Raw genomic sequence first — 12,159 nt, forward strand, 5'->3', positions numbered from 1 at the left:
TTATGCTGATGACTAGGAAATCTCAGGTTTGTATGAATAACTATTTTTCTTCTTGTTGCTCACTATAAGAATGATTGACACGTGTTATAGATAGGCCATTGAGTAGGACGAAGCTTCTAGAGGACTAATCTAATTTATTTCGCATTCTTCTTGGCAATCGGGTTATCGAGATACACTTTGAATTTGTTTACCTACAGTTTATCTATATAATCCTAAATTTAACAGTTGAATCTATTAAGAAATACAACAGCCACCGTTAGGATAATTGAGCACAATACCTAAAATTGTTATTACAAGGAAAATGCAATGATAAAAAAAATAAGTCTCATCATATTAGGCTTTATTTTAGTTGCCTGTACTCGGAGCAAAGAACCTCAGTATTATCTGTTACATCCTATCGCTATGCCAAATAAGCAGATAAATTATTATAAGCACTTACACTTAGGCATAGATGACATTACCATTCCTGCTTACCTTGAAAAACCACAAGTCATGATCTCCTACTCCCCAAACCGGGTCGAGTTAGAAGAGTATCATCAATGGGCTGGAACCCTTGATAAGAACATAAAAAGCGTCATTTCAACCAATTTAGCGAGTTTATTACCCGGTGCAATTGTCGAAAGTTCACCATGGAATGCCAAATTCAAACCAAACTATCAATTACAAATTGATATTGAACAATTCACCATAGATATGCAAGGCAATAGCATCTTACGCGCTGAATTCATTCTTTATCACGAAAACAATATTGCCAAGAAAAAAGATGTTTATTATCGATTAAAAATTAACAACATCACGATAGAAAATCTTATTGCCAGTATGAATAGCAACTTGACGCATTTGACACAAGATATTGCTCAAGTTGTTCGCTCTTGTCAGGGTAAGTCATGACACGATTCGCATTAAGGAAGCAAGCGAAAATAATGTCATAATTGCTTTTAATTTTTCACGATTTACCCCGTAATAAAGATTCGGGATGCCGCGATAAATAATCAGTTAAATTTTCAAATGAATTTGCAGCTTTTGAAAATTGTGTTAAAGCTTGAGTAAAATAAGCAATAAAGGGTACTGTATTTTGATCAAGATTATTGGCTAATTTTTCAATACTTTCAGCCATAGTCCTAGTTTGCTGAATTATCTGGGCAATTTCTTTAGATTGCAGCAAATTATTAATAGTATTTAACGTTGTTTTAACTGATGTTAATGCATCAGTTAAAGACGTTGTTTTTTTATTTTCTATCGTTGGAAAAATTGAGTATTTATTGTAAAAACCTTTCCTGGCAGGAAATATTTCTGTAGATTTGGTAGATGGAACTAGGGCAATCTCTGCATCTCCAGTCAAAAAGTTAGTCTGCGTCACCGTAGCTGCATAGCCTTTTTTTATTAAAATATCAACGGGATGGTATTTTGCTCCAAACGTTCTTGCAACATAAAAATCGACGTAAACTGGTATTTCGACTTCAGTTTTATCTTTATTTTCTGCAATTTCAATGCGTTTTACTTCGCCAATTTTAACCCCACGATAAGTCACTTTTGACGTAACCTTTAAGCCCGTTAATGATCCTTGAAAAAACATTACGTAAGTATCATGATCTCCTAGCAAGTATTCTTTATACAAAAATCGGGTGGCGAAAATCATCAAACAAAGTGCGCCCACAACAAAAATACCCACGAATGTATAATATCGTTCTTGATGCATAACCGTCCTATTCCCAATAATTCAAACAAAGGCCTGTCAGCGCGAGCCATAAAAAGCCTCTTGTCATCATCCGTGATACAGTTAATCTTAATGAAAGATTTCTAACCGCCATGTCATAATAGTAATAGCCTATTGTTAAGCTGACAATGGTACAATAAAGTGTGGTTTTTAAAATTGAATAAACCACGTCGTAAAGCGTTATCGCAGCGAGTATACGTATCATAGGTACATAGAGGTTCGTATACAAAAAATATTGATATGTAACATAAATACTTATAAAAAATGCAGCAATAGCATAAGCATACAACAGCCCACCCGCAATATTAATACCAATGAGTACAGGTAATATATGGTTAACTACAACTTGTTGAGGGACATTAAGATCCTCTTCATTTACTTTTACATTAATGAAATTTAAGGCGGCTTGTATGCATAACAATACTCCAATGATAAAAGGCACTAAATCATGAGTTAAAATATTCTGTGCGATTATCCGCCCATCGCGTTGCAAATTATACGGTGTGAGAATGCTATTAACCTTCATAACCATTGAAATGCCTAAGAAGGTACTGATTAACATAAAAGGGATCACAAGCTTGACACCTGCATAATATATTGTTCTTACAATGTTAAGCAACGAGAGACGCAATCGCCCCATCATCATATTAATAAGGCTGCAATATAAATGTCCCATAAAACGTAAAAACAATATAAATGAATAAACAAGCCCTACAAAGTAAGTGCCTAATTTGTTGAAAACATAAATCATATTATCCTTAATTGATTATGATGGTCATGAAAACTTTATCAAAATAATGAGGTGATGGATATGATGCAGCTCTTTAAAAACTAATTTCGCAGGATTATATTGTTAAAAAGCTATTATCAAGACCCATTAATTCAATAAAGTGATGCTTTCTTAATTAAAATCTATTTTTCAACTACACTTTAATTAAACATTAAAAAAGAATTATAGGAAATGATTACACTATTTTTAAATACAAAAGTGCACCCACTTTTTTAAAAATGAAAGAAAAAATCGCTTTAAAAAAAATAGTTCTATATAATCTGGTTGTTATTTTTTTCTATATTTTATGCGGCTTTTTAGGCCTTATGCTTGCCGTACCTCCAGGTTATGCAACCACAATTTGGGCATCATCAGGAATTGCGCTTGGTTCTGTGCTTGTTTGGAATTTGCGAACTTTACCTGGTATTTTCATTGCTTCATTTATACTTAATTGTTATATAACATTTAATAATCTTGGTGATTTATTTGATTTTTCAAAATTATTCCCTGGGTTAATAACAGGAGCCAGCGCTTCACTTCAGGCATTATTTGGCTGGTGGCTTGTTAAACGTTTTGTTCGATTAAACAACCCCCTACTTCTCCCTAAGGACATTCTTATTTTTGCACTGCTTACAGGTCCAGTCTCTTGTATTGTTGCTGCAACCATAAGTAACATAAGTTTATATTTTTTAGGCGTAATATCCTATGAAAACCTCTCATTGAGCTGGATTACCTGGTGGATAGGCGACAGTATTGGTGCGCTAATTTTTACCCCAGTTTTTCTGATTTTATTTGCCAAGCCTAGAAAGTTATGGAGAAGCCGAATAATACCCATCCTGGTCCCTTTATGCTTGACATTCATTATCGTAATTATTGCTCATGTATTTTATAGATACTCAGAATTTAAACACGTACAATCAAAATTCGCAGCCGTGATTCAATATAAATTTAACCTACTTACTGAAAAACTTAAACTAACAAAGGAAACTGCGAGTACAACGTCACTTTTTCTGGCCACAACACCCATTATCAATAATGAAGAGTTTCAACGTTTAGGAACTTTACTATTACAAGAAAACTCAATCATCCAATCCATACAATGGGCACCTAAAGTAATCAACAAAGAGGACTTTGAAAAAAAACATCATCTTGAAATTTTGGAAAAAATCTCTAAAAACTATTCCTCTTCAAAGAAAAAGTCGGTGTATTACCCTATTCTTTTTACTGTCTCAAAAGGGCCTGATGTTTTCCCTAATGGTTATGATTTATCATCAAACTCCCATCTCATGAATAAGTTAAACAACATACATGTGCTCTTGGAGAGGAAGGGTAAAATTGACAAAATGCTCATTATTTCCTCTGTTTATCGCTCCAATCAGCTTGTAGGATTTACTATTTTACAGATTGATTTTATTAAGTTATTCAATCAGTTTTTTGATAATTTTTTAAATTACTCAAATCTTACGATCCAAATAAATTCATCGGGTTTAAATGCTCCTGTTTTTGAGAGTTATAATAAAGCCATAAAATACAATCCTGACGAATTATTCAACATCTCTTACACAAAACATTTTGCAGATTTAGCATGGAATATTAATGCAACTTTATCCCCATATTTTCTGTTTAACCGATTTCCCTGGCAAGCATGGTTAGCCTTAACAACAACTTTATTTTTTTGTGTATTGATGAATATCATTTTATTTATTCTCTACGGCCAGCGCTATTTAATCCAATACCTCGCTTATGCAAAAACGATGCAACTAAAAACGGAAAAGGCAAAAAATTTATTACTGCTAAATGCAGCTGGTGAAGGTATATTCCGGATAGATGTTAATTATAAAATCACTTTTATTAATCCGGCTGCCAAAAAATTACTAGGCTACTCAAGTAACGAATTGAAAAATGAATCCATAATTAAAATTCTGTGTGAGAAAACCACTCCTCTCAAGCAAATTGAGGGCACATTAATTCATAAAGCCATTCAGGAACAAACGATAATTAGCGCAAAAGAAGCTGAATTCTGGAAAAAGGATCACAGTTGTCTTTCAGTAGAATATACCTGTATCCCTGTCATAATAAATCACAAAGTTATAGGAGCAGCTATCATTTTTAGTGATATCACTGAACGATTGAACAATGAGAAAAAGCTAATAAAAATGGCTCATTATGATCCATTAACTAAATTACCCAATCGACAGAGTTTTTTTGACTATTTGGAACATGCTTTAGCTAGAGCTTGCAAGAGCAAAACCAAATTAGGCTTATGTTTTATTGATGTTGATAATTTTAAAGTGATTAACGATACTTTTGGCCATACCTATGGCGATAAATTATTAATGGCTTTGTCTGAAATTATAACCCCTTATTTGCGCGAAATGGATTATTTTGCAAGAATAGGAGGAGACGAATTCGGGCTTATTTTTGAACAGGTTCGTCAAGATAATGATTTAGTTAAAATCTTCGAACGCATTTTATCTGCTTTTCATGATCCCATTCAGATAGATGATGTATTCATCAAAACATCCATCAGTATTGGAGTTGCGATGTATCCTAAAAACGGCTCGGATACTCAAACCCTTTTTGTGAACGCTGATATTGCTATGTATCATGCTAAAGCAAAAGGCAAAGCGACCTACTCATTTTTTAGACAAAAGGATCATTGAGCTGAGCAAATATTTTTTTCACTGATTTTGCAAATACGGCCCTAAGTGGACAAACCGAATCGCAATCAAATGCAGGCCATACAAATGATGCAGGTACTCCTAATGCTTCTGGATATTTGGAGTGAAGAAAGCAGGCATACCCATCATTATGTAGGTGAATGAGATTATCGCCCCACCATATAAACATCGGTAAGAATGATACGTACACTTGTCTTAAGCGCTTTTGGCCAAGTCTCTGGAGACCCAAACTCATTCTTAGTCCAATGAAAGCCCGCATCCGCTGCACCATCTCACTGTTAGCAGGAAATATACTCTTAAGATTAGCTAGAAAACTATTCGATTTATAGAAAAGTCATTATCAAGAAATACCTAATGTTTTCAACATAAATTTAAAGTAAATAAAAGATAGAAAAAAATATTTTGTCCTCGCTATTACAGAACATTGGAACCGATATAGTAGATTGCTCAGTTTTGTTGCGTCATTAGTTCTTTTATCCTAAGTTCTGGCACTATTCGATATAAAAATCGTAGAATTTTCAAGAGATAAAAATAGATGGAATTAACCATTAAATCAACAAATACGTATAAAATTGCGGCTCCGGAAGGGGTAATACCTATAGTGGGAAAATGAGGATGGGCTCCAGTGACCCCATACCATGACCAAGTATAAAATATAGTACCAATTAATTCCACATAGTACACAATCATGAACATAAACAAATAAAAAAGTGTATTTTTGCGAAAACGTAAAACGATTAGGAATGTGAGATAGCCAAGGAAACCCGCAATATCATGGATCATATATAGCGACAGAAAGGCCGCTACAAAAGCAAATTGAGCCAGACATTGTTTCACTTTTACTTTGTTTCGGATCATAAAGGGACGTTTACTGGTATAGTAAACTGTCGCATAAATAAGTGCATGACACAGAGGAATGTAGACTGGAATATTTTTTAAGCGATACTCATAAAGTCTTAGAATCAAAGAGCCAAAAATTTCACCAGCCAAGCCACATAAAGTCATTAATAAAATCAACCAATACAGTTTTCCTCGAGTATAAAAAAGAAAAAGGCTATAAGTGACAATGCTAATAATATTGCATATATCTTGTCCATGACTAATAAATTGGGTTGCCCATGGACTATCAATTAATAAAAATAAAGGAATACCAAGCAACACGAAGTTGATCAGCCTATACATCATTTGATCTGAATGAATAGCGCTATTTACTGACATATCCCATATTTGTTAACAAAGAATAACTGATATGATAACGTAGCTTCTATTAAGAAAGCATTATAAAATAAATTATTTTAAAGGAAAATTTAATGAGCAAGGAAAAAAAGATTCTGTTATTAAAAAACTGGATTGAGAAACTTGTTCGTAATCCTAATCTCTACGTTGCCTTAGTTATCAGTGCACTTCTTGGCTGCAGTTGCGGAGGGGCTATTGGTTTTTTCTCGGGGGGTTCATAGGTGAGTCATTCTCGCTTTGCAACACTCCCAGTAACTTTGTTTTCAATCTTAATCCAGGGATTATGGTTGGGGCGCTTTTTGGATTAACTGCAGGGGCTCTTTTGGGAGGAGCTATTACTGTTAGTATAACCTTGTTCAAAATTTACAAAAAGACTAAAAATTATCCTGCGTTATCGCACGATAATATCGTGCAAATATTATCTGCATCCTTCTGGATAAATCTAGAAATTATCATCGGGATGGGTTTGGGAGCGATTATCGGTAGCCTAAAATCCAGAGGAGTTGGAACTTTAACAGGAGCTGCTCTTGGTCTGTTGATCATTTGGTTGACCTCTACCCTTAAAGCCCATAAAAAAAGTGAAAAAATAGTAAAAAATTGATTTTAGTGCCCGCGGTGTTTATTGTTAAGCAGGCTGTTCGAATATAATCATTATTCTAATCGATTAAATTGTTTTACATAGAAATCACAAAACTCTCGAAGAGAACAATCTGTAGAAAACCCTAAGTAGGTTGCCAAATTCACAAACGGCTTTATCACAATGCTTTATTAATAAATTTTCAAGACAACCACTAAAAAACTCTCTGTTAAATTTCCAAATTTCTAGAGAAAAATTGAAATTCGCTTCAGCTGGGCAATGATACTTTAGAGAAAGTAACACAAAAGGGTAAATATAAGGAGCTCTAGCTATCTTTTCATTGGGGAGTAAGACAACAAGTCCACCATAATAAGACCCCACAATAAAATCTCGCAAATCAATGAGTTCTGAGATTTCATTTTTTGCTTGTCCTGTAGTTGAAACATAAAACTCTTCGACAAGATGCTCTTTATGTAGTGTTTTTTTACAAATTCAATCGTTTTTCCCGTAAAACAATCCTCATCAACGATGACAATACGCCCGTTTAGGTAAACAAAGAAATTACTGCACAAATGCCCTCTCTTCTGGTCGTGCCGAGAATCCTAATTTTACCTAGGACATCCCAAAACGAAAATATCGAGAGACGCCTAAACTAAACCGAGCTACATAGCAAAGAGCGAGGCTTAATATTATTTTCTCTGATAATAATTTTTTAATCTCTAGAGCTTGTTGTTACTAAAATTACTCGGCCCTTTCGGCAAGCCTGTGTGACTAATGACAGCATGATTCGCTAGCCTATAGCCTCAGCAATTTCAAGAGGCAACATAAAGAAATAGATACTCACATTGGTTAAAGAGGCATTTGCTCATTGGTGAACACCATGCATAAAACAAAGTAAAATCCCAGATTATCTGTGGGAGCAAGTAAAAGGGATCTTGAATGATTACACCATTGAAAAATCTGCAGAGCATTAAACATCAGCACTACTTCCCAATGAGAATGTTGCTATTCAATGTGTTGAGGTAAAAGAACGTTTTCCTGTGGTTCCTATGCCGACCATGTGGGAACAAAGTGATGTTTGTGCTATTGAGCTTCACCGACCTTGATGAAGCCAAGATTTGGGTTCTTTAACAATTTGGTCTTTATAAACCTGAAGTGCAATTAGGTATTCAAAGGGGTTAATGCCGGATAACTCAGAGGTATAAATAATACTGGTGTATACGCCGCCTAAGAAAATAAACTCGCAAGATATGCAAATCTATATAGAAATAAATAAGTAAAGGCAGGGTTGATTTAATTTCTCTATAAGTTCTGTTTTTATTTGTCGTAATGAAGTAAGTGGGAGCATGATTTCAGGCAATATAATAATATGGACAAAAATAGCCCTTCCTGCTTTTCTTATGAATATTTTCGTAATAAATTTATCTAAATTCCTCTCTTTGAAATGTTTGTAAACAATACGATCAATTTTATTGCCCAATTGCTGATCGGACATTACATCCAAAAGCTCCTCGGAATTAATTTTCAATAATTTAATCGGTTCGCGTATGATGATAAAAATTAAACAGATCACCAGCACAGGATCAATATAAGGAATAATAAAAGCATATGCAGTGCCATTAAGGATGACACCCAAAAAAAATGCAATGCTCAACATAATACTTTGTAACCCATCAATAAACCACACAAGCCCTTGGGATAATAACAACTGATTATTCCTGGGTCTTGCGAAACGATAAAAAAGAAATGCCATCAAGAAACATGCACAAGCAGCGATCCCTTGATAAAAAGCCGGCAAAAGGAAATTTTTGACATAATGTAAATGAATGATGTCTCTTATAGCAGAGGTTAAAGCAAAAGCACAAGAACCTATAATCAATGCACCTTCACCTAGAATCACTAGTGGTTCAAGTTTATAGTACCCAAACTGAAATTTTTTAGAATAATGTAAGTTCATTTTCTGACTGGCCAGAAAAATCAAATAGGTGCTAAAAATCCCTATCGAACAATACATTCCATCAATGGTAATCGCGGTAGAATCAATATGTGTTCCAATAAGGATCCCTATTAATCCCATAACAGTAGTGAGGGCAATAGAAATCTTTATAAGCTTCTGCTCTTTTCGAAAATCATCCGAAATTAAGTTTTGCATTTCAAATAATATGTTAAAAACGTTGATAATATTGATCACTTACTATTTGAGTATAACACAGCAAATTTCTTTGCGCGGGAGAGTAAGTTTGAAGAGCTATGGATGAGCCTCTATTTCAAACAGATACTCTTAAATAATCTAGGGTTTGATAAAATATACTGATATACGAGCTGCGAGACTACCTCACTGTTATTTTTTAACAGTGCCCTCAAAATAAACCAATGATAAAATTTGCACCCAACTCATCCATTATAAAATTTAAGTTTTTATTATGTATCGCAGCCCCAAAGCTCATAATGTTCATACAGCCATTTTATCCTATCTTCATGATAATGACGCCTCTCCTCTTAATAAAACTCATGTGAAGCATGCAATTAAAGCATTGGATGAAGCTTCATTACTTGAACTCAGCATCCATGGCTATAGTCATCTCAATGATATTTTACATCTGTCATTTGAAATTGCACCACACAACGCAGGAAGAAAGTGTTCATTTCTCATGCAACGGTTACTCTGCAAAGCCAACTCATTAGGCAGTAGATGCATTACAAAACTCCTTCTTCAAGAAAGTCATGATGGATTCACACCGCTGCATCAAGTACTTAACGCAGGTACTCCTGAAAACCTGAAAATCTACCTTGGTGAAGTACGCCATGCGGTCACTAACCAATGGATGGAAAGGAACGATTACATCGACTTACTCATAAATCCCAATAAAGCAGGCTTCACACCACTCCATGATGTACTTAAAGCGGGTAATCCTGAAAACGTTAAAATCTACCTTAATGAGATACGTCATGCAGTCACTAACCAATGGATGGAAAAAAACGATTATATACACTTGTTAATAAAACCCACTAACGCAGGCTTCACCCCCCTCCATGATGTACTTAAAGCAGGCAATCCTGAAAACGTTAAAATCTACCTTGATGAACTAGACCATGCGGTCATTAACCAAGGAATGGAAAAAAATGATTATGTTAACTTGTTAATACAACCTACTAATTCAGGCCTTACCCCGCTTCATCAAGCAGCAAATAGTAATTCTGTTAATACACTTGTCTTCTTTTTAAATGAATTAAAAAAACTGCCTATGCACATCTATTCTCAAGCTCTTTTTGCTAAAACAGATGAAGGTTTTATCCCTTCATGTCAAAAAGCCAAATCGAATGCAAATGAAATTAACACTTTTTTAAAGCAAGAAAGAAAAAATAGCATTAAACCAACACCTCAAAATCCAGGTTACGCGCCGCAACGATTCTTTAAATATAAAAAACAGAAACATGATTTTTATCAAAATAATCGTTTTGAATCTTGTCCAAAACCAAAACAACAAAATAACTTTTTATAAAGTTTTTCGAGCATAGATGCTCATGCAATAGGTAATAATAAAAATACATCAGCTGTTGAAAATTTTTCTGTCAAGAAAGACCTTCAGAACAAGCAGATCAATAGGTTTATATCTGCATGGCATACTGCTCACTGAAACACGAAGAATTATCGCTGTGGTTTAAGGAAACATTATTATCATGGTTACTATTTTAGACGATACATATTAAATTTTTATATCCATGAACACCGAATAGATTGCTAATTTAAATGAGTTTGGAATCACTAAGATTAAATAAAGTCTCTAATAAATTTTTAAGAGCTGAGATAAGTCCGCATTTTTTATTATTTTTTTTAATCGAAAGAAGAGCGTCATTGCACATAACATGACTCCAAAAGTTAAACCATACCAGATACCTTGTACATTATGATGAAATACAATTCCGATTAAATAGGCTAATAGAACTCCTAAAATTGAAAAACAAAATATGTTTACGTACATCGTAAATTTTGTATCTTTTAATCCACGTAATACACCAGCCTCCAAAACACGAATGGAATCAACAACTTGATATATTCCCAGAATAAAAAATAGTGGTGTAACAATTTGAACGATTTTTGGGTGCTCATCAATATTGAAATCAATACTGATCATTATTTTAGGAAATAATATCAACACTAAAAAAATTCCTAATGAAATGAGAAATCCGAGCACAATTCCAACATAACTTGCATAAATCACGCCTGTTTTATCTATTCGTCCTACATTGATTCCAACACGAACTGTAATTGCCTGAGATATAGCATGAGGAATATTAAAAAGAACCCCCTCAAATTGCAAAATGATTTGATGAGCAGCAAGCGCTGTATTATTAAATCGAGAAACAAAATAAGTGACAACTGTGAATCCAACTAATTCGATAAAATAGGTAAAGCCGATAGGTAAACCAATTCTTAACATTTCTTTACAAGAAGCCCAATTCATTGTGCCTATATGTTGAAAAATCTTAAATGGTTTTGCAAATTTTGCACGATATAAACAAATAAGAATAACTATGTTGGTTAATGTGAAGGAAAATGCCAATCCGTAACCTACTCCTGCAATACCAAAAGCAGAGACACCGAATTTCCCAAAAACAAAAACATAAATAAATATAATTTCAAGCGGAATTTCAATTAAGCTGATGTATAAGCTCATTTTCGTTTTGCCAATTCCCACTAAAAAATGGCCTATAATCGCAAGTGTAATTACCCCCGGAACCGCAAACATAAGCGCATGTGAATACTCGGTGGCGTACTTTAATATTTCTTGATTAGGAGCGCTCCAATGCACTAAAAAAGGGATTGCCCACAATAGCCCTATCATCGGAAACCACGAAAAGAAATTCAATGATAAAGCCTGTCCCATGATTTGACTGATTGCTTCATTATTATTAGCTCCCATTTGGTGTGGGATTAAGATACTCACAGCGTGAAAAAGACCAAACCAGAATGTGATGCCCGCCATCCAGATTGTTGCCACTAAAACGTTAGCTGCTAATGCATCTTTTCCTAAATGAGCAATCATAGCAGTGCCTGCAAAAGGCCCGAGTGAATGAATTATCCAGGCCGCCATTAAGGGTAAACTAAGTAACAGATTTGCTTTGATCTCTGTTAGTATAGAATGGTGCATGATTTGTTTAACCATAAACTAACCTC

General features: G+C 34.4%; 11 protein-coding genes. 5 read left to right on the forward strand and 6 right to left on the reverse strand.

The features are described from left to right. Window positions 1-306 precede the first annotated feature (306 nt). A complete protein-coding gene (locus tag EL220_RS10010; protein ID WP_027271954.1) occupies window positions 307-891 on the forward strand; it encodes a PqiC family protein in 585 nt (194 codons plus the stop codon). A gap of 55 nt (window positions 892-946) precedes the next feature. Here EL220_RS10010 and EL220_RS10015 read toward each other — a convergent pair whose 3' ends face one another. Next, a complete protein-coding gene (locus EL220_RS10015) occupies window positions 947-1,699 on the reverse strand; it encodes an MlaD family protein (protein WP_232002376.1) in 753 nt (250 codons plus the stop codon). Window positions 1,700-1,706: 7 nt separating this feature from the next. Continuing rightward, on the reverse strand, window positions 1,707-2,468 hold the full coding sequence (locus tag EL220_RS10020) for an ABC transporter permease family protein (RefSeq protein ID WP_232002377.1): 762 nt from the start codon (window positions 2,466-2,468) through the stop codon (window positions 1,707-1,709). Between the two features lie 257 nt (window positions 2,469-2,725). Between EL220_RS10020 and EL220_RS10025 the strand changes: the two genes are divergently transcribed. Beyond that, a complete protein-coding gene (locus EL220_RS10025; RefSeq protein WP_027271951.1) occupies window positions 2,726-5,149 on the forward strand; it encodes a diguanylate cyclase domain-containing protein in 2,424 nt (807 codons plus the stop codon). On the opposite strand, the gene EL220_RS10030 is transcribed toward EL220_RS10025, so the two are convergent. Together EL220_RS10030 and EL220_RS10035 are read right to left on the reverse strand one after the other, a co-directional pair. After that, the gene (locus tag EL220_RS10030) at window positions 5,130-5,402 is read right to left on the reverse strand and encodes a hypothetical protein (RefSeq protein WP_128130879.1); all 273 of its coding nucleotides are present in this window, start codon (window positions 5,400-5,402) and stop codon (window positions 5,130-5,132) included. The genes EL220_RS10025 and EL220_RS10030 overlap by 20 nt on opposite strands. A gap of 212 nt (window positions 5,403-5,614) precedes the next feature. Next, entirely contained in the window at window positions 5,615-6,385 is a 771-nt protein-coding gene (locus EL220_RS10035; protein ID WP_051544769.1) for a hypothetical protein, read from the reverse strand. 92 nt (window positions 6,386-6,477) lie between these two features. On the opposite strand from EL220_RS10035, the gene EL220_RS18190 reads away from it, so the two are divergent. Together EL220_RS18190 and EL220_RS10040 are read left to right on the forward strand one after the other, a co-directional pair. Continuing rightward, complete coding sequence (locus EL220_RS18190) at window positions 6,478-6,624, forward strand: hypothetical protein (protein ID WP_164838761.1); 147 nt, start codon at window positions 6,478-6,480, stop codon at window positions 6,622-6,624. Between the two features lie 101 nt (window positions 6,625-6,725). After that, on the forward strand, window positions 6,726-7,004 hold the full coding sequence (locus EL220_RS10040; RefSeq protein WP_128130880.1) for a hypothetical protein: 279 nt from the start codon (window positions 6,726-6,728) through the stop codon (window positions 7,002-7,004). Between the two features lie 1,234 nt (window positions 7,005-8,238). Here the strand turns inward: EL220_RS10040 and EL220_RS10050 are convergent. Then, window positions 8,239-9,132 carry a cation efflux transmembrane domain-containing protein gene (locus EL220_RS10050; RefSeq protein ID WP_128130881.1) on the reverse strand — a complete coding sequence of 298 codons (894 nt, stop codon included), beginning with the start codon at window positions 9,130-9,132 and terminating at the stop codon, window positions 8,239-8,241. 271 nt (window positions 9,133-9,403) lie between these two features. Here EL220_RS10050 and EL220_RS10055 point away from each other — a divergent pair, with 271 nt between their 5' ends. Beyond that, the gene (locus EL220_RS10055; protein ID WP_027271948.1) at window positions 9,404-10,483 is read left to right on the forward strand and encodes an ankyrin repeat domain-containing protein; all 1,080 of its coding nucleotides are present in this window, start codon (window positions 9,404-9,406) and stop codon (window positions 10,481-10,483) included. Window positions 10,484-10,765: 282 nt separating this feature from the next. On the opposite strand, the gene EL220_RS10060 is transcribed toward EL220_RS10055, so the two are convergent. Beyond that, window positions 10,766-12,148 carry an MATE family efflux transporter gene (locus EL220_RS10060; RefSeq protein ID WP_027271947.1) on the reverse strand — a complete coding sequence of 461 codons (1,383 nt, stop codon included), beginning with the start codon at window positions 12,146-12,148 and terminating at the stop codon, window positions 10,766-10,768. Window positions 12,149-12,159: the final 11 nt, after the last annotated feature.

The organism is Legionella sainthelensi (assembly GCF_900637685.1).
Classification (GTDB): domain Bacteria; phylum Pseudomonadota; class Gammaproteobacteria; order Legionellales; family Legionellaceae; genus Legionella; species Legionella sainthelensi.